At 70.3% G+C, this 19,037-nt stretch carries 13 protein-coding genes and 3 pseudogenes; 12 read left to right on the top strand and 4 right to left on the bottom strand.

Annotated elements, in window-relative coordinates:
* Window positions 1-57: 57 nt before the first annotated feature.
* Both ACFPCY_RS41040 and ACFPCY_RS41045 read right to left on the bottom strand, forming a co-directional pair.
* Window positions 58-686: pseudogene (locus tag ACFPCY_RS41040) on the bottom strand (transposase).
* A gap of 7 nt (window positions 687-693) precedes the next feature.
* Window positions 694-1,498: pseudogene (locus tag ACFPCY_RS41045) on the bottom strand (transposase family protein).
* 512 nt (window positions 1,499-2,010) lie between these two features.
* On the opposite strand from ACFPCY_RS41045, the pseudogene ACFPCY_RS41050 reads away from it, so the two are divergent.
* The 6 genes and pseudogenes from ACFPCY_RS41050 (at window position 2,011) to ACFPCY_RS41075 (ending at window position 8,759) form a co-directional block, all read left to right on the top strand.
* Window positions 2,011-2,792 (top strand): annotated as a pseudogene (locus tag ACFPCY_RS41050) (transposase family protein).
* A 961-nt stretch (window positions 2,793-3,753) separates the two neighbouring features.
* On the top strand, window positions 3,754-4,803 hold the full coding sequence (locus tag ACFPCY_RS41055) for a lipase family protein (RefSeq protein WP_378264937.1): 1,050 nt from the start codon (window positions 3,754-3,756) through the stop codon (window positions 4,801-4,803).
* Window positions 4,804-5,020: 217 nt separating this feature from the next.
* On the top strand, window positions 5,021-5,836 hold the full coding sequence (locus tag ACFPCY_RS41060; RefSeq protein WP_378264939.1) for a CHAP domain-containing protein: 816 nt from the start codon (window positions 5,021-5,023) through the stop codon (window positions 5,834-5,836).
* A 224-nt stretch (window positions 5,837-6,060) separates the two neighbouring features.
* Entirely contained in the window at window positions 6,061-6,834 is a 774-nt protein-coding gene (locus ACFPCY_RS41065) for a hypothetical protein (protein ID WP_378264942.1), read from the top strand.
* Window positions 6,835-6,907: 73 nt separating this feature from the next.
* Window positions 6,908-7,429 carry a hypothetical protein gene (locus ACFPCY_RS41070; RefSeq protein WP_378264944.1) on the top strand — a complete coding sequence of 174 codons (522 nt, stop codon included), beginning with the start codon at window positions 6,908-6,910 and terminating at the stop codon, window positions 7,427-7,429.
* Between the two features lie 253 nt (window positions 7,430-7,682).
* Window positions 7,683-8,759 carry a ParB-like protein gene (locus ACFPCY_RS41075; protein WP_378264946.1) on the top strand — a complete coding sequence of 359 codons (1,077 nt, stop codon included), beginning with the start codon at window positions 7,683-7,685 and terminating at the stop codon, window positions 8,757-8,759.
* A 6-nt stretch (window positions 8,760-8,765) separates the two neighbouring features.
* On the opposite strand, the gene ACFPCY_RS41080 is transcribed toward ACFPCY_RS41075, so the two are convergent.
* Window positions 8,766-10,775 (bottom strand): hypothetical protein, encoded by a 2,010-nt coding sequence (locus tag ACFPCY_RS41080; protein WP_378264948.1) that lies wholly within the window; start codon window positions 10,773-10,775, stop codon window positions 8,766-8,768.
* A gap of 174 nt (window positions 10,776-10,949) precedes the next feature.
* Between ACFPCY_RS41080 and ACFPCY_RS41085 the strand changes: the two genes are divergently transcribed.
* The 6 genes from ACFPCY_RS41085 (at window position 10,950) to ACFPCY_RS41110 (ending at window position 16,114) form a co-directional block, all read left to right on the top strand.
* Window positions 10,950-11,465: a hypothetical protein gene (locus ACFPCY_RS41085; RefSeq protein WP_378264950.1), complete on the top strand. Its 516-nt coding sequence runs from the start codon at window positions 10,950-10,952 to the stop codon at window positions 11,463-11,465.
* Window positions 11,466-11,589: 124 nt separating this feature from the next.
* Complete coding sequence (locus tag ACFPCY_RS41090; protein WP_378264952.1) at window positions 11,590-12,258, top strand: hypothetical protein; 669 nt, start codon at window positions 11,590-11,592, stop codon at window positions 12,256-12,258.
* Window positions 12,255-13,373 (top strand): XRE family transcriptional regulator, encoded by a 1,119-nt coding sequence (locus tag ACFPCY_RS41095; RefSeq protein ID WP_378264954.1) that lies wholly within the window; start codon window positions 12,255-12,257, stop codon window positions 13,371-13,373. Before ACFPCY_RS41090 ends, ACFPCY_RS41095 begins: the two co-directional genes overlap by 4 nt.
* 320 nt (window positions 13,374-13,693) lie before the next feature.
* A complete protein-coding gene (locus tag ACFPCY_RS41100) occupies window positions 13,694-14,449 on the top strand; it encodes a L,D-transpeptidase family protein (RefSeq protein WP_378264956.1) in 756 nt (251 codons plus the stop codon).
* A gap of 394 nt (window positions 14,450-14,843) precedes the next feature.
* Window positions 14,844-15,242 (top strand): BlaI/MecI/CopY family transcriptional regulator, encoded by a 399-nt coding sequence (locus ACFPCY_RS41105; protein ID WP_378264958.1) that lies wholly within the window; start codon window positions 14,844-14,846, stop codon window positions 15,240-15,242.
* A gap of 29 nt (window positions 15,243-15,271) precedes the next feature.
* Window positions 15,272-16,114 (top strand): arylamine N-acetyltransferase family protein, encoded by an 843-nt coding sequence (locus tag ACFPCY_RS41110; protein ID WP_378264960.1) that lies wholly within the window; start codon window positions 15,272-15,274, stop codon window positions 16,112-16,114.
* Here the strand turns inward: ACFPCY_RS41110 and ACFPCY_RS41115 are convergent.
* Window positions 16,104-19,013: an FAD-binding and (Fe-S)-binding domain-containing protein gene (locus ACFPCY_RS41115; protein ID WP_378264962.1), complete on the bottom strand. Its 2,910-nt coding sequence runs from the start codon at window positions 19,011-19,013 to the stop codon at window positions 16,104-16,106. The two genes, ACFPCY_RS41110 and ACFPCY_RS41115, sit on opposite strands and share 11 nt — an antisense overlap.
* Window positions 19,014-19,037: the final 24 nt, after the last annotated feature.

A 19,037-nucleotide genomic window follows, 5' to 3' on the forward strand; every position in this document is an offset into this window, starting at 1 on the left:
CGTCGTCGGAAGCGCTGCCGGTCGCCTGGCCCTGGGGAACGGATCAGCTGGCTCACGTCAGGAGTTGTGCATGAGGGCGATGCAGCGGGTGGCGTGGTGAACACCATCGCGTTTGCGGTGGCAGGTGCGCAGGATGTTCCGCCACCTCATGTGTGCGAAGGCGCACTCGATGCGGGCGCGCCCCCGTTTGTGGACAGTGTTGAGATCCTGTTGTCAGAGGGGTAGCTCGCTGCCGTCTCGAGGCAGCCGGTAGGGCATGTGGCTGCCGGTTTCATTGGTAGCCGCCGTCGGCCATCACGTCCGCGCCCCGGCAGGCCCGCTCGGTGCCCGAATCGCGGTAGGCGGTGCAGTCATTGTGATTGCCCGGCACGGGATGCTTCACCGCGACCACCAGCCGGGGTGTTGGCGTCGATGACGACCTGCATGTTCACCGAATACCGGTAGCTCTTGGAGAAGGCGGTGACCGTCCGGTAGTGGACCGGGGCGAGTGCGCCGTCCACGATTAGTACCGTCTCGGGGCCGTGCCGTCGGCCGACCGGGGTCAGCGCGATCAGCAGCACCCGGTCGGCCAACGGCAGGCATTACCGCCGCCCAGTGTCGGCCTGCTCACCGCCCCGACTCGCAACGATCCGCACCAGACGGTGGAACTGCCGCACCGACAGACCGGTGAACACCGGCTCCCGCACGTCCCGGTCAGCAGTGAGCCGATTCCGTCTTCATCCGGCTTGGTGATGGGCTGAGGATGGCTTGGACGGCGGCGGTCAGTCGGGTGGGTGAGCAGCGGGCCTTGTGGAGGATGCGCCACTGCTTGAGCGTGGCGGCGCCGCGTTCACCCAGAGCGCGGACCTTGGCGTGGTGCCGGTTGAACAGCCTCTTGAGTTTCCCCAGCCTGCGGCCCCTGGTGCGCTTGCAGGGAGTGCCGATCGCGCCACCCGCGCCGGCGTACCCCTTGTCGGGGTAGCAGGCGATCGCCCATGCGGTCAGTCCGGTGACGATGGCGTGTTCACGAGCCGCGGTCAGGTCGTGGACCGAGCCCGGTAGTGTCGGCGGCGTCCAGATCAGCTCGCCGTGTGGATCGGTGAGGAACTGGATGTTCACGCCGTGACGGCGATGCTTGCCCGAGTAGTACAGCCGATCCGTGGTACCCGACAGCCGGTCGATCGGGGCGAGCGTGCCGTCCAGGTTGACGTAGGCTTTGCGGACCGCAATCCGCAGCGCTTGGCGCAGGTCAGGCGCCAGTTCGGCGAGCAGGTTCACGACCTCGGTCACGTACCGGTGCGCGGTCGCGACGCCGACTCCGAACGCCGTCGCTAGACCAGCGAAGGACTCGTTGCGGCGCAGGTGCACCAGCACCAGAAGCGCCTAACGTTCAGGCGGCAGTCTCTGTCACCGAGAACCTGCCTGGTGTCGGTGTCTGCGGGATGAGATCGGCCACGAACCTGCGGGTCGAACGGGACAGATCGAGGGCAGCGCGATAGAAAAAGCTCCTGGTGGTCAAGGATGTCGCAAACCTCGATCTACCAGGAGCTCTTGCTATCGATCACGACGCGCAGGCCGCAATATGGCTGTGACCAGCAAGATCAGGTTGGAACCAGCCCAGTGCACCCGCTCCACACCAAGACCAACGAGCTCGATCATCCAGCGTTGTGAGACCCCTTAGTACTGCAACGACAGGTTGTGTTTCTTGTGTCTGCGATAGTGGCTGTCTCTGGCCCGCTGCTGGGCTTGTCTTCTCCACTCAGACCAGTGCAAAGCGTGGTCGATGGCGTGGAGCGGGTCTATGACGACGCAGTTCCACAACCGGCGGATTTCGTTGATGCTCAGCGGAACCATACCTACCGGACGACTACCGGACGGTATCTGACCTCACCCTGAGCCCATTTCATCCACTGGGGAGGAGCTGCTGGTCACAGCATGATCGCGGGTTGGGGATCTGGCCCATAACCTGAAGGAACCCCTGGTAGACGGGTTGATCACCACAACCATCACCGTCTGAACCAGAGGTTCCGCGTGCTGTTCTATCGTGCCGCCGTCGATTTGTCGCGTTCAACGCTGAAGTACGTCGCCGGGGTGATCCGCCGCCACCGTCGCAGGATCGGGTCCACATGGCGTCTGCTCAACCCCGGCCAGCAGGCCTTGCTGGTGCTGGTCTACCTGCGGAAAGACGAGACGTTCGCTGAGATCAGCGCGGGTTTCGGGGTGTCGGCGACCACCGCCTGGCGGTATGTGGAGGAGACCGTGGTGCTGCTGTCGGCCCGGTCGCCCAAGCTCGCCCGGGCGCTGCGCAAGGGCGCCCGCGACGGGCTGACCCACGTGATCCTGGACGGCACGCTCATCCACACCGACCGGGTCAGGGCCGACCGTCCCCACTTCTCCGGCAGACATCGAGTGCACGGGATGAACGTGCAGGTGATCGCCGGTCCGGACGGAACGATCCTGTGGACCTCGGGGGGTTGCCGGGCAGCACACACGACCTGACCGCCGCCCGCGTGTGGGGCATCCTGCGTGAGCTGGAGAAGGCGGGGATCCTCACCTTGGCCGACAAGGGCTACCAAGGCGCCGACGCGACCGTCGTGATCACGCCTTACAAGGGCCGGAACAAGCCGGCGGCCCAGAAGCAGGCCAACCGCTCACACGCCAAGCTCCGCGGCCCCGGCGAACGCGCCAACGCCCAGCTGAAATCCTGGCGCATCCTGCGCAAACTCCGCTGCAGTCCCACCAAGACCGGCCACCTGGTCAAAGCCATCGCAGTGCTACAGAACCACCGTGTGACTCAAGCCGCCCGAGGATGAAATAGGTTCACTAGGACTCTCCGCGAGCCGACCACCTCGAAGAACACCCCCGGCGCCCCGTCCTGATTGAGAGAGACCCGAACAGGAGGGGCATTGGGAGGCCACTTGGGAGAGCGAACAGACCACCGTGATCGCCAGCCCAAGCACCGCGATACCGACGTACGCGCCAGCAGGACCGCTCATCGATAAATGCCAGCGCGGCCACACGAGCCCCGAAGCGGCAAGCGAACCGTCAAGGACGCCTCTCATACCGGCAGCCGGTTCGAGCGAGCGTCCCCGCCCGAAATCGACAGGTACCGGAACTGCCGAGAAAGGCAACCACGGCACTCGCCGGAAGGGCGGCCGCGCCCACCAGCCCCAGCCCCGAAACTCAGGAGTTTTAGGGATTCCCGGAGCCGCCCTCAGTCGGCGCCCCACTCCAACCACTGGGTCGCCGTGCGCGGCACGCGGCCCGCCTATCGAGAATTCACACCCCGTGCAGCGCACGAGCCGCTTCGAGGCGCCTACCAGGGCTGAGCTCCGGACGACCCGTGCGGACCCGGGCCGTCCGCTCGCGCTGTCTGCTTGACGATGCGGCTCAGCGCCCCGAGGCGAGCGATGGCGTACAGACGCGTATGTACTTCTGGGGTACTGGGTGGTAACTTTCGTCAGCGTTCACTTACGCCCCTGTCTCCCCCGCTGTGAGGACGCTGTGTTCAGACCTGCCCTTTGTTCTCTGGCCACTGCGGCCGTCACCGTTCTCGGGCTTACCGCGGCGCCGAGCGCGGCGTCCGCTGCGGCGACTGACTCGTTCTATCGCTACAGCGGTGGCAAGCCGTTGTCTTCGTACGCGCCCGGGACGGTGCTCAAGACTCGGACGGTGCCGTACCACGTCGCTGGGATCAGCACGCCGTTGAAGGCCGTCCAGTTGCTGTATCGGAGCGCTGACGCTCAGGGGCGGCCTTCGGCGAACGTCACTTCGGTGGTGCGCAGCCCTAGCGGCGGTGGCGGGAAGGCGGTGTCCTACCAGTCGTTTTATGACTCGCTCGATCCTGAGCACGGGCCGTCCCGCGCCATCGCGGGGAACGTCAGCTTGGGTGGCGCCATCGCGAACCTCGAGTCGCTCATCCTGACGCCCGCGCTGCTGGCCGGGTACGACGTCGTGATCCCGGATACGGAGGGGCAGACCGCGGACTTCGCGGCTGGGCCGGAGTACGGGACCAACACGCTGGACTCGATCCGGGCGGCTACCAGGTCGCCCGCCACAGGGTTGAAGCGGACGACTCGGTTTGGGCTTATCGGGTACTCGGGGGGCGCTATCGCGACCGGGTGGGCTGCGGCGCTGGCGAAGAGTTATGCGCCGGACGTCAACAAGCAGCTCGTCGGGTTCGCCGAGGGCGGGGTGCTCGTCGACCCGGCGCACAACCTCAAGTACGTCAGCGGCAGCACGGTGTGGGCGGGCATCATGCCGATGGCCATCGTCGGTGTCGCCCGCGCCTACGGCATCAGCTTCGACCGGTACCTGAGCGACAAGGGCCGCGAGGTCTCCCGGAAGCTGGACCGCGCCTCGATCATCAATGTCCTGGCCCAGTACCCCGGGCTGACCTGGCAGCAGCTGGTGAAGCCGGCCTACGCCGACCCGGACTCGATCCCCGAGTTCGTCACCGCCGTCAACAAGGTCAACATCGGCTCGGCGCCGACCCCGTCCATCCCCGGCTTCATCGGGCAGGGCAACGGCGGGGTCGTCGAGGGCACCGGCAACAACATCCCCGGCATCGGGACGGGCGACGGCGTCATGGTCGCCGGGGACGTGCGCGCCCTGGCCCGCCAGTACTGCGCCACCGGCAACACGTCCATCACCTATACCCAGTACGAGCAGCTCAGCCATGTCGGCGCGCCCGTGCCGTGGGCGCCCGCCGCGATCGGATGGCTGAACGACCGCTTCGCCGGCAAGAAGGCCCCGTCCAACTGCGCCAGCATCCCGCCGGGCAACTCGCTGGCGCCCGAACGGCCCGCCGCGCCGGCTTCCTGACCCGCCGCGCGGCGGCGGCCCGGCTCACCCGGACGCCGCGTGCAGGCTGGTCGGGATGTGGCTTACAGGCTGACAACACCCGACTTCTTGTGGAAAGGGCGGGCGGGGGGCGAACATGATCCCCGCCCTGGCCCGTTGCCCGCACCGCCGTCGCCAGGGCGCTCTGAGAGGGAGGCCGCAGCGCTGACCTCCGCTCCGCAGGAATGAAGGGGAAAGCATGAAGATGTTGAGCAAGGGTCTGGCCGCGGCGGCCGCCGTGGCGGCACTGGGTGGGGGCGTCATCGCCACGGCGGGGCCCGCGTCCGCGGCGGCGCGGGACGGCAAGTGCGACAACGGCGAGTTCTGCCTCTACTACAACAGCGGCGAGAAGGGCTCGCTCTCGGACTTCACCGGGTCGGTCAGCAACTACGGCGCCAAGCAGCCGGGGTGCTACGACTTCAAGGGCGCCGGCGCCGGCAAGGGCAAGTGCGTCAAGAACTCCGCCGCGTCGGCGTGGAACCGGAGCAAGAAAACCGTCCGGATCTACTTCAACAGCAACTACGGCGGCCGCTACCAGGACTTCAAGCCGGGCGCGAAGGGCAACCTCAACGCGGGGCTGAAGAACCAGAACGCCTCGCACCTGTTCCTCGGGTCGGGCGGCGGCGGTGGCCAGACGCCGCGCAACGACTACGACCACAACGCGCGGGGCTTCGCGCAGAACAACTGCACGGCGTTCGCGGCCTGGCGCATCGCCAGCCGGCTGGGCGTCCGCAACTTCAACAACCACTGGAAGACCACCTGGGGCAACGCCGGCATGTGGGACAACGCCGCGCGCCGGGTCGGCATCAAGGTCGACAAGACGCCCAAGGTCGGCGCGATCGCCGTCAACGACGTCCACAAGGTCGGGCACGTCGCGTACGTGAACAAGGTCTACGCGGACGGCTCGTTCGACGTGGAGGAGTACAACTGGAACAACCCGCTCCACTACGGCACGCGCACGCACCTGCGGGTGAGCAACGCGCAGGCCTCCTTCCAGTGGATGCTGCACTTCTAGAAGCCTTCTGACACATCCGGAAGCCCTCTGACACGCACTCCGCGGCCGCGACGACGGCGACCGCGGGGTGCGTTCTCGTTCGCGGACGTCCCGCATCGGCGCACGCAATGCACAGCAACCGCGCACGGCAGGCCAACATCGGCCGGACCTGCGAGCTTTAGGCTCCTACGTCGTCCATCTCGCTTCTGGCGACGTCAGTGCAGAAGGGTTTCGAGGTTCCCCATATGAAGTTCACGTTGGCCGCGTTCGCCGCCGCCACGCTGGCCGCCACCGCCGCCACCGCCGTTTCCGCCCCCGCGTTCGCCGCTCCGTCGGCGCAGCCGCGCACCGAGGCCGCCGCGGCGCGGTCGGTGCTCAAGCCGGGGCAGACGCTCAAGGCGGGTCAGGCGCTCCGGTCGCCCAACGGCCGTTACAAGCTGGTCATGCAGTCCGACGGGAACCTGGTGGTCTACCGCGGGCACAGCTCGATCTGGAGCTCGCACACCTGGGTGAAGGGCTCGTCGGCGACGATGCGCACCGACGGTGACCTCGTGGTGGGCAAGGGCGGCCGCAAGTACTTCCGCACCCACACCGACGGGCACAAGGGCGCGTACCTGTACCTGGGCAACGACGGCGGTGCCGTGGTCCGCAAGGGGCGGACGTCGTTGTGGTCGAGCTACCAGTGGATCAGCACCCTGTCCAACGGGGTGACGCTGTACCCGTACCAGAAGGTCGTCTCGCAGAACTACGTCTGGCGGCTCCGGCAGGAGCCCAACGGCGACCTGGCGCTGTACTACTACAACAAGCTCGCCTGGCACACCGGCACGTCCGGCCACAACAACGCCACCACGACCATGCAGACGGACGGGAACCTCGTCGTCCGCGCGGGCGGCAAGGCCCTGTGGTCGACGCGCACCTGGCACAAGAACACGTGGCTCGCCGTCCAGAACGACGGCAACGTGGTCGTCTACACCGGGCACATGCAGGCCCTGTGGGACCGCTACCACGGCCACCACTGATCGACCCCGGCCGCGCCGGCCCCCTCCTGCGGCACCCTTCGCGGATGCCATCCATGAAAGAAGATCCGACACAGTGCTCAAGAAAGTTTCCCGCGTCCTCGCCGGCGTGGCGCTGGCGGGGTCGTCCCTGCTGGGGATGGCCGGGCAGGCCCACGCCGCGGACCGCGACGTCTGCTACCGGCCGTGGGTCGGCGGCATCGGCTGGATGAGCTGGCAGTGCAACGGCGCCTGGGCGGGCACCACCGGCCAGGCGCGCTCGATCTACGCGGTCGAGTTCCGGACGGCGGTGGGCGAGCTCTGCCTGAGGGCCCACCGTTCGAACTACGGCTGGGACTCCTCCGACACGTGCGTCACGCCGGGCCAGACCAAGCGGATCGGCTCGATCGAGGCCGCGGCGCCGGTCGAGGCCGTCGCGCTGTACTCCCGGTCGTCCGAGGGCGGGTACGTCTACGGCGACGCCCACGTCCGCGACATCGGCTGGGTCGGCGGCGAAGGCGACCTGGGCTACTACCGGACGGGCTACGGCGAGGTCATGTACATCGGCACCACGGGCCGCGCCCTGCCGATGGAGGCCTTCTGGCTGAAGTGGCTCTGACCGGCCCCGACCGGACCTGACGCTCTGGAGGGGATCCTGCCGCTGGTCGGCCAGGGTCCCCTCACCGTCTCGGGGCAAGTGTTCAATTGGCGTATTGGGGGAGTTTGCGCCGGTGTTGGCGGGTGGGTACGCGGGGTCGTCAGGGTCACGGCGGACGGACCCGATCGGGCGCAGGGCTCTGACCTGCGGTGGTCCGTATCGGATTCGGCGCGTGGCGGGCCTGGGGCCCGTCCGCTGTGGTGGGAGCTGATGGATGCGGATCAAGGAGCTGTCGCTTCGGGTCTCGGTGGTCGGCGCGGCACTCGCGGCCGGCGGCGGCCTGGCGGCGGCGACGCCCGCCGAGGCCGCCGCGACGCACGGCGCGACGCACGGCAGGCCGTCGTTCTGCGGGCATGACCACCGCAGCGGCCACTACGCGCGGTACCTGTGCGCGAAGACGGGCGACCTGCTGGACGTGCGGATCGGCGACGTCAAGCCGACGCAGCCCTCGCTCGGGTACGACGAGGTCTACTACAAGCTCGGCCGCTACACGCTGGGCAAGGACGCGATCAACAAGAAGTTCGACGACTGGTGCGAGGCGGATGGACGCGACTCGGCGGCCGGCGTGAAGCCGGGGGCGCGGCTGGACGACCCGTCCTCGTTCACCTGCAAGCTCCCGATCGGCGGCGAGACGGCCGACAGCGTCGCGGAGATGAAGACCGTCGTCATCGGCCCGGGCGGACGTCCCTACCTGACGGACGGGCACCACACGCTGACGTCGTTCGCCGAGACGCCGGACGGCGGCCTCAACATGCACGTCCGGCTGCGCGTGCTCGCCAATCTCAGCAAGCTTCCCCGGCAGCGGTTCTGGGCCGTGATGAACGCCAACAAGTGGGACTACCTGAAGGACCCCGAAGGGCGTCCGGTGAAGGTGAACGAGCTGCCGAAGAGCGTCGGGCTCGCGAACTTCCAGAATGACAAGTACCGCAGCCTGCTCTACTTCGGGCGCGACATCGGGTACACGCAGAACAGCGTCCCGTTCCAGGAGTTCTACTGGGGCAGCTGGGTCCGCGACGCCAAGCCGATCGACCTGTCGTCGTGGAACGCCAATGACCTGGCCAGCTACCTGAGCACGGTCAAGGCGCTGACGGAGAAGATGACCGCGCTGCCCAAGGGCGACGTCGTGAACAGCGGCTTCACCGCCCAGCAGCTCGGCGCGCTCGACCAGTGGAATGGCGGCTCGCCCGCCACCAAGGGCGAGTTCGACAAGCTCAGCAAGCCCTATGACGCGGCCAAGCCCGGAAAGCTCGCCTACGCCCTGGAGTACAAGCGGGCGCACGGACTGAGCTGATTCTCCTCAGGCCCGCTGCGTCAGCTGGACGCGCGCCAGCTGGGGCGTGAAGACGAGCGGGTCGTCGGCCAGCTGGATTCTCAGGTAGTTCGTTTTCGCGGGGAGGTGCGCCGACGGGGTCAGGAGATGGCATTTCCAGCCCAGGTCGGCGTCCACCTTGTATTCGGGGGACGAGGACAGAGGCACGTCGGTCCAGGTCTTGCCGTCTTGCGAGGCCTGGACCGTCACCTTTCCGAGCAGGCCGGACGCGTAGGTCGTCAGGACGAAGGACGCCAGGTCGGGACGCTTGTAGACGATCCATCCCGGGGCCCAGCCGGTGCGCTTGAGGCGCGACGGGTCGCCGGAGAAGCGCGCGGCGTTGGCCTTGTCGAGGGTGAGGCCGCCGCTGTGGGCGTGGACGTGGGAAAGGTCGTTCAGGTCGTCCACGAAGGTCGTCGTCTTCGGGACGGCGACAGGACGCGTGCCCAGGGTCGTCAGGATCACCACGCCTCGCGACGGTAGGTCCGCCGTGAAGGTCGGGCCGGTCACATGACGCTTCGGCTTCGGGAAGCCCTGGGCGTCGGCCGGACGGTCGTTCGCGAAGTAGCGGTACTCCACGAGCGACGACGTGATGCCCGGGACGTTCACGCTGAGCTTGTGCGCCTGGTCGGTGTCGTTCACGACGGCGATCGACAGGTGGCCGCCGGGGAGCAGCGCGGCCGTCGCGCGGACGCCCGTGACGCCCGTCCCCGGGACGGCCAGGACGCGCGACCCGCGCGGGAAGCAGCGGCTCAGCAGGGACCACGTGTAGTACCAGGGGCGCAGGTCGGCGTCGCTCGCCGGGTAGCCGTCCTGGCCGCCCAGGGAGTTCCAGAAGCCCCAGCCCTTGAGGTTCTTGGAGCCGTACTCGCCGCCGGTGTGCTGGGCGTCGTCGAGGTCCCAGGCGAGGACGCCCTGGGCGCCCGCGCGCATGACCTGGACGGCGTAGTCGGCCATCTGGACGCCGTACTTGAAGTCGTAGCGCATCTTCTGGGTGTCCGGGGAGACCAGGCCCTTGTCGATGCCCGCCTCGGTGACCAGGAACGGCTTGGCGGCGGTGTCGCCGTTGTCGATGTACTGGCGCTGCCACCAGAGACGGTTCTCCAGGTCGCCGTACTCGACGTTGTACTCGTACTCGTATTTGTGCACGTCGTACGCGCCGACGCGGCTCCTGGACGTGTCGACCGTCCTGACCACCCAGCTCTCGTCATGGCCGGTGACACCGTCGGCGGTCTTGGAGAGGAAGTCGTCGGCCTCGGTCGCGTCGGGGCCGACGACGGAGATCCGCTTCAGCAGCCCGCGCCGCGACAGCTCGCCCTGGACGTTCTCCAGCGTCTTCTTCCACGGCTCGAAGTCGCCGTACTCCGGGAACCACAGGTTCGGCTCGTTGTGGAAGTTGTAGAGCGAGAGGCAGGTGTACTTACGGACGTCCAGGAGGTGGTCGAGCAGGTCGGCGACGGCCGCCGCGTACCTCGGGTCGTCGCCGGGGACGTCGAACTTCCCGATGCCCGGCACCCAGTCGCCGATCACCACGCGCGCGCCGAGCCGCTCGGCGCGGTCGAGCATCGCGTAGAGCCGGCGCATCTGATCGGAGTCCCAGTCGTAGACCGGACGGCCGGACGCGTCGAGCCCGGTCACGTACCAGGCGGGCGTGATCATCACGCGCAGGAGCGAGGGGCGCATGAACGCGAGCCGCTCGTCCACGCGCCGCCACTGTGCGTCGGTAAGCGTCATCTCGAAGGGTGAGAAGTGGACGCCGAGACCTTGGAAACCGTCCCGCCACACGTTGTCCAGCAGCACCGTGACCGCGCCACCGGACGCAGCCGCCGCGCCCTCGCCGGACGCAGCCGCCGCCCCACCGCTGGAAGGAGCGGCGGCCGTCCGCCCGCCGGACGGCGAAGCCAGCGCGCGGGCGGGCAGTGCGGGCAGCGCGGCGCCCGAGGCGGCGACCGCCGCGGCCGCCACGCCGTACCTGAGGACCTGCCTACGACCGATCATGGAAGGCTCCGCGGGGGGACGTCCGGTGGGTAGTCCGGACATAATCATGAACTTCTCTCATCTTTCAACCCCCCGGACACGATCACCTGTCCGAAAAAAGATGATCGTTCCGGTCGTTGAAGGATGTAGCATTTCGCCGCTTTCATCACTCCCCCGCACGTACGAAGGATCCGCATGAAGAAACTGACCGCCGCCCTCATCGGCGGCGCGGCGCTGACCGCCGCGTTCGCCACGGCGGTTCCGGCGAACGCCGACACCGGGCACAAGGTCGCCACGACCTCGTCCTACTCGGCGACGGCCGACGTCTCGTCCGCGGCGAAGATGGTCCGGACGGGCAAGATCCACTACTTCCACGCCAAGGAGATCCGCGGCGCCAAGGTCTGGGGCCACTGGTACTGGGCCCGCAAGGGCAACGGCCCGGCGTTCGTCTACATGGTGACCAAGGTCAAGGACACCCGCGGCGACGGCAAGAGCGCCGGGTTCTGCTACGACCTGTGGGGCGGCAAGAGCCACGACCCGGTCCACGACATGTGCTACGTGACCCGCGGCGGCAACGGCACCGTCCGCCGGATCGCCGGCGCGATCGAGGGCTCCGACCACTTCCGGATCTACCCGGCCGTCGGACGCCTCGACAGCAGGAAGCACATCTTCTACACCTCGATCGTCGGCCCGAAGCTTCGGGTCCGCTGACCGCGATCCGAGCACGCGCGATCTAGCGCGATCACGCGTCGCGAGCACGCGCGAGCACACGGCCGGGCCGGCTTCGGCCCGGCCGTTCCGCGTTCTGTCGGAGGTGCGGGGTAGCGTCCGGCGCATGGAGGAACGGGACGCTTGGGACCAGTTGCTCGGTGCCGGTTTCCTGCACGCGGCGCGGGAGGCGCACCGGGAGGCGACCCTCGTGGTGTTCGGCGCGCTCACCCGGGCCGGGGGCTTCACCGAACGCTCGTACGGGACGTCGTCGTTCGACGTCCTCGCGACGCAGCTCGACCGGGCGCTGCGGGTCGGCGCCGAATCCGGCGAGATCGCCGCGCGGGACGACCTGAACGGCTCGCCGGGCTGGCGGCGCGGCCGGTACCGCGTGCTGCTCAAGCGGCATCCGTTCGGCGCCGTCCGGACGATCCGGTGGGACCGCGACAGCGCCACCAAGCAGGCGGTGGCGCGGCAGGAGTTCGCCGACGACCCGCAGCTCGCCCTGCCGCTGCCGGGGCTGCCGCGCGACACGCCCGGCGTGGTGACGCTCGTGCTCGCGCACAGCGCCACCGAGGAACCGCTGGAGATGGAGCTCTTCCTGGGCCGTCCCCGGTGGAACGACGACGGCGGGTCCCCCTGGCACTGGGTGCGCGCCCTCGACGACGCGTCGCTCGGGGCCGATCCACGCCGTAAGCTCGTCGAGCCCACCCTGCCGCTGTGGAGCGACGACGAGGCGGATGTGCCGATGCGGCTTCGCGCGCGGGAAGAGACGAGCTATGAAACGGCACGGTGAACGACGAGGAGCGCATCGCCACCAGGCACGCGCGGGTGGTGTTCGACGGTGAGCGGCTGACCCTGGCGCGGCGGCTGCGCGGGCTGCGCAAGAACCAGCTCGCGCAGGCCGTCGGGACGACCCCGGCGACGATCGGGCAGTACGAGGCGGGCGTGCACCGGCCGTCCGGTCGGTCGCTGTCCCGGCTCGCGATCGCGCTCGGCGTCCCGGTGGACTTCTTCCGCGCCGGACGCGGACCGGTCTCGCCGGACGCCGCGCACTTCCGGTCGCTGCGCTCCACCACCCAGGTCGAGCGCGACCAGGCGCTCGCCTACGGGCGCCTCGCGGCCGACCTCGTCGCGACGCTGGCCGAGGTGGTCGAGTTCCCGGCCGCCGCGCTCCCCGAGCACCCCGTCTCCCCGGACGAGATCGCCGGGCCGGGGCCGGTCGCGGCGGCCCGCGAGGCCCGCGCCGCGATGCTCGGCTCGCCGGGGCCGGTGGCGCACGTCGTCCGGCTGCTGGAGCGGCACGGCGTGATCGTCCTGGTGATGCCGCCGTCGTCGGAGCGGGTGGACGCGTTCGGCATCGGCGCGCACCCGCACCCGATGGTGCTGTTCAACCCGGCCAAGGGCGACTACTGGCGCAACCGGTTCGACGCGGCGCACGAGCTCGGGCACCTGGTCATGCACGCGGACGCCGAGCCCGGCAGCAAGATCGTCGAGGACCAGGCGCACCGGTTCGCCGCCGAGTTCCTCATGCCCGCCGACGACATCGCCGGCGCCCTGCCCGCCGTCCCCGACTGGGACCGGCTCGCCGCGCTGAAGGCCGAGTGGGGCGTCAGCATGGCCGCGCTCCTCTACCGCGCGCGGACGCTCGGCGTCATGCCCGAGCAGGTCTACCGCGAGGCGATGGCCACCATGTCCCGCCACGGCTGGCGCCGCACCGAACCCGACCTTCCCGTCCCCCATCCCGAACCCGCCGGCCACCGCAGCGGCAGGGGGCGGGCGTTGGAGCGTCCCACGCTGCTGACGCGGGCGATCGAGCTGGCGGCCGTGGCCGGGCTCGACCGGGACGCGCTGGCCGAGCGGGCCCGCGTCACCCGCGCCGACCTGGATCTTCTCGTTCCCCCTCGCTAGACCTGGATCTTCTCGTTCCCCCTCGCCAGTCCTGGATCTTCTCGTTCCACCTCGCCAGTCCTGGATCTTCTTGATCCACCTCGCTAGAGGCGTGAACTTCCGCGCGAGAACAGGCGTCATCTTGTATGCGTTCGCGTGACTTGTACCTCTTGTAACTCGGTGTTGCGAGTGCTCCCGGCGGGAAGTACTGCACACGTTCGCGTCCGCTAGATCCCGTTTGCCCCCATAAGACCTGCCCGCCCCCGCGAGCCCTGCCCACCCCGGCAAGACCTGCTCGCCCCCGATTCACGTTCGCGCCCCCCGCGTCCGAGGAGAACTGAATGCGCCGAATCCTGCTTGGTCTCGTCCCCCTGGCGATCGCCGGGACGATCTCCACGGTCCTGCCCGGCACGGCCCAGGCGGCTGTGGGCCACGCACCGGATCGGACGGCCCTGACCGCGACGACCCGCACCCCGGCCGACACCGTGTCCGCTCAGGCCCGCACGCTGCACTACGGCGACAAGGGCAAGGCGGTGAAGTACCTCCAGCAGCGGCTGCGCGCGCTGCACTACGACCCGGGCGCGGTCGACGGCCACTACGGCAAGGACCTGCGCTACGCGGTCTACGCGTTCCAGCGCGTCAACCACATCAGCCCGTCCAGCACGGTCGGGCCGCGGACGTGGCGGGCCCTCGCGCACCCGGCGCAGCCGGCGCGGGTGATCAAGGGCGGCGCCGCGAACCGCGTCGAGGTCTCCAAGTCCCGCCAGCTCGTGGTCGTCTACCAGCGCAACCAGGTCAAGCTGATCACGATCACGTCCACCGGCTCCGGGAAGCGTTACTGCTCGGGCGGCTCGTGCGCCTACGCGCGCACGCCGTCGGGCAACTTCCACGTGCAGCGGAAGATCAACGGCTGGCGGCACGCGCCGCTGGGCCTGCTCTACAAGCCGATCTACTTCCACGGCGGTTACGCGCTGCACGGGAACCCGAGCGTCCCGCTGTACCCGGCTTCGCACGGTTGCGCGCGCATTCCGATGTACCACACGGCCGATCTGCTGTTCCGGCTCATCCCGGTGGGCACGGCCGTCTACGTCCGCTGACGCACGTCCTCCGGTGGAAACGGCGGCCCGGTGCCCGTCTTCCCGTGAGGACGGCGGCCCGGTGCCCGTCTTCCGGTGAGGACGGCGGTCCGGGCCCGCTGAGCGCGGTCGATCCGGCGCGGTGAGATCGTTCGCCCACCGCGCCGGGTGGGTCCGGGGGCCCGGGGGTCGGTGGCGGGCTCCGGTCGGTCTGACCCGGCGCGGTGGGCGTCTCGCGGATCGTTTGATTACTCTCCGCAACCTCTTCATTACCCTTGAGCACGATCGCTAACCATGCGATGGCGAACCCGTGGAACCGGCGGGAGAACCGCGGGGGACGAGGCACCCCAGACCGGACGGGGCGGACTACGATTGCCTCATCATGCAAACGTCGGACGGAGCGGGGACTGATCCGGTGACGCGCAGACGGCTGGGACAACTGGAGGCCGAGGTGCTCGCGGCCCTGGCCTCCGCGGAGCGTCCGGTGGCGACCGCCGAGCTGCGCGACGCGCTGCCCGGCGCGCCCGCCTACACCACGGTCAACACGATCCTGTTCCGGCTGCTGGGCAAGGGCCTGGTCAGCCGGATGCGGGAGGGGCGGCACTTCCTCTACAAGCTGGCCGTGGACGAGTCCCGGCTCGTCGCCGACCAGATGCACGACCGGCTGCGGGTGGCGAGCGATCCGCCCGAGGTGCTCGCCCGGTTCGTCGCGACGCTGAGCCGCGACGAGGAGCGGACGCTCCGCGCGATCCTGGCCGAACCGCGCGAATCCGTCGACTCCCCGGCGCCCTCGCGTTCGGGCACCTTGACCTGAAGCCAAGTTGAGGTCGTAACGTTCGCCTCATGGACGACATGTGGCACGGAAGCGACCTCGATCTCGACGCCTACCTGGCGCGCATCGGTTTCGACGGGGAGCGCGCACCCTCCCTGGCAACGCTGCGCGCGCTGCACCGGGGACACACCACGTCCCTGCCGTTCGAGAACCTGGAGCCGGCGCTTCAACGGCCCGTCCTGCTGGACGTGCCGTCCCTCCAAGACAAGCTGGTCCGGTCCCGGCGCGGCGGCTACTGCTTCGAGCACGCCGCGCTGTTCGCGGCGGCGCTGGAACGGCTCGGGTACGACTTCACCGCGCTCATCGGACGCATCATGGTCGGCGCGCCGGAGGGGGCGATCCGTCCCGCCACGCACGCGCTCCTGCTCGTCCGTCCCGAGGACGACGACCGCGAGTGGCTGTGCGACGTCGGGTTCGGCGGCGGCCCGCTCGAACCGCTCGAGTTCGCGGACGGCACGGTCTCCGAGCAGGACGGCTGGAGCTTCCGCCTCACCCGCCAGGACGACGACGAGTTCGGCGTCCGGCACTGGGCGCTGTCAGAGCTCGGCGCGGACGGCTGGACACGGCGGCACGTGTTCGCCCAGGTGCCGGCGTTCCCGATCGACTTCGCGGTGGCCAGCCACTACGTCGCCTCGCACCCGCGCTCGCCGTTCGTCGGCCGGGTGTTCGCCCAGCGCTTCACCGCCGCCGTGCACCGCCAGCTCGACAACCTCACGCTGATCACCAACTGGCCGGACGGCACGCGCGAGACCCGCGAGCTGGAGCCGGGCGAGTTCGGCAAGGTGCTCGCGGAGTTCGGGATCGTCCCGGCGGCCGAGGACCTCGAAGCCCTCCTCGAGCTCGTCACCGCCTAGGCGCAGGTGCCCCCGGACGTTCGGCAAGCGCGTCCGCCAGGAGCTCGGCCAGGTGGACGGCGCGGCGGCCCGTCCCCTGGCCGATCTGGACGCGGCACGAGAACCCGTCGGCCAGGACGAGCGGCGCGTCGCGCGCCTTCGGGTACAGCTCGCGTTCGGCGCAGCCCTGCGACACGTCCCAGTGGCCGCGCGCGAACCCGAAGTCGCCCGCGAGCCCGCAGCAGCCCGAGCCGATCACGTCCGTCCGCACTCCGAGCCGTTCGAGGACGCGCAGGTCGGGGCCGTACGAGCCCTTGGCCTCCTGGTGGCAGTGGACCTGCGCGACGGCGTCCCCGCCGATCGTCGCGAACGGCCAGGGGTCGGCGTCCGCGACGATCTCGGCGAGCGTGACGACGGCGTCCGCGAGGCGGCGGGCGCGCGGGTCGTCCGGCAGCAGCTCGGGCGCCTCGTCGCGGAGCATGACCGTGCAGGACGGTTCGAGCCCGACGATCGGCAGCCCGGCGCCGAGCGCGGGTCCGAGCACGTCCAGGGTGCGGCGCAGCACGGCCTTCGCGATCCCGAGCTGCCCGGTGGAGTGCCAGGTCAGCCCGCAGCAGACCGCGCGCGGCGGCAGCACGGCCCGATGCCCGGTCGCGGCCAGGACGGCCACGGCCGCGTGCCCGACCTCGGGCGTGTGGAAAGCGGTGAACGTGTCGGGCCACAACACGACAGGCCGCCCGCCACCCCGCCGGGACAACCCGCCACCCTGCCGGGACAACCCGCCTCCCTGCCGGGACAACCCGCCGCCCTGGCGGGACAACGCGCCGCCCCGGCGGTACAACCCGCGACGCAGCGGACGGTCAGCAAAGGCAGGAAGGTCGCGGCGCGGGTCGATGCCCGCAGCGCGCTTCACGATCCCGGCGATCGCGGGACGGCGCAGCGCCGCGTTCGCGAGGGTCGCCGTTCCCGGAACGGCCGTCGCGAGGCGCGACCACAGCGGCAGCCAGCCCATCGAGTAATGCGTCGCGGGCCGGACGCGTCGCGCGTAATGGCGATGCAGGAACTCGGCCTTGTACGTGGCCATGTCCACGTTGACCGGGCAGTCGTTCGCGCACGCCTTGCAGGACAGGCACAGGTCGAGCGCCTCCCGCGCCACGGCGGAACGCCAGCCGTCCGGCAGCGACTCGCCGCGCAGCATTTCGGCCAGCACTCGCGCGCGCCCGCGCGTCGAGTGGACCTCGTCGCGGGTGACCTCGAACGACGGGCACATGGACGTGCCGTTCCCGACCGTCCGGCACGTCCCGACGCCGACGCAGCGCTGGACGGCGGCGGTGAACGACCCGCCGTCGCGCGACAGCGCGTGCGCCGGGACGACCGCGAGCCGGTCCGCGCCCTTGCCGGGCCGCAGTCCCCGGTCCAGCGGCTCGGGATCGACGATCACGCCCGGGTTGAACGCGCGATCCGGGTCGAAGAGGTGCTTGAACGCGCGGAACGCGGCGCGCAGCTCCGGCGAGTACATGCGTTCCAGCAGCTCGGAGCGGGCGCGGCCGTCGCCGTGCTCGCCGGAGACCGAGCCGCCGTGCGCGACGACGAGGGCGGCGGCGTCCTCGGCGAACGCCCGGTACGCCTCCGGACGCGTCGCCAGCGGGAAGTCGAGCCGCACGTGCAGGCAGCCCTCGCCGAAATGCCCGAACGGGACGCCCCGCAACCCGTGCGTCCGCATGAGCTCGTACAGATCCCGCAGGTAGGCGGCCAGGCGCTCGGGCGGGACGGCCGAGTCCTCCCAGCCGGGCCACGCCTCGCCGCCGTCCGGAAGGCGCGTGACGATGCCCGCACCCGCCTCCCGAATCCACCACAGGGCCCGCATCCGGGACGGATCGTCCACCACGACCGAGTGCGGCCCCGCCTCCGCCAGCGCCCGCGCGGCCTCGCGCGCCGCCTCCCGCGTCTCGCCGCCGACCTCGCAGTAGAGCCAGCCGCCGCCCGGCGGGAGATCCGACCCGGCGGAGCCGCGGCCGGGCCGGGCGCGCAGCGCGGCGAGCAGGTCGGACGCCATGCCCTCGACGGTCAGCGCCGTCCCGGACGCGGCGATCGCGGGCGCCGCCTCGGCCGCCTCGAACACGTCCGGGAAGCCGAGCACCGCGAGCGCGCGCGCCTTCGGCGCCTCCACCAGCCGGACCGTCGCCTCGGTGACGACACCGCACGTCCCCTCGGCTCCGACCAGCGCCTTGGCCACGTCGAAGCCGTTTTCGGGCAGCAGGTGATGCAGGCCGTAACCCGAGCCCTGGCGTCCGAACCGTCCGAGTTCGGTGCGGAGCGGCGCGAGATGCGCGTCGCGCAACGCGCGCAGGGACCGGTCGAGATCCGGGTCGTCGACGCCGCCGCGGCGCGCCGTGACGTGCCGTCCGTCCGGAAGGAGCAGGCGCAGTTCGAGGACGTTCGCGGCGGTCGTCCCGTAGGCGACGCTGTGCGCGCCGCACGCGTTGTTGCCGATCATCCCGCCGAGCGTGCAGCGCGAGTGCGTGGACGGATCGGGCCCGAACGTGAGCCCGTGCGCCGCCGCGGCCGCGCGCAGATCGTCCAGGACGACGCCCGGCTCGACCACGGCCGTCCGCGCCGCGGGATCGATCGATGTGAGCGCGGTCAGGTGCCGGGACACGTCCACGACCAGGCCGTCCCCGATCGCGTTGCCCGCCACGGACGTCCCGCCGCCGCGCACGGTCACCGGCACCCCGGCCTCGGCCGCCGCGCGCCGGATCCGGTCCAGGTCGGCGACCGAGCGCGGCTCGGCGACCGCGACGGGGACGCGCCGGTACAGCGAGGCGTCCGAGGAGTAGGCCGCCCGCGCCGTCAGGTCGGTGCGGACGATCCCCGGCAGCGCGGCGGCGAGCACTTCGTGGGACGCGGCAAGGTCGGGCACCCTCTCACGGTAACCAGCGTCCCG

The organism is Actinomadura gamaensis (assembly GCF_042652125.1).
GTDB lineage: Bacteria > Actinomycetota > Actinomycetes > Streptosporangiales > Streptosporangiaceae > Spirillospora > Spirillospora gamaensis.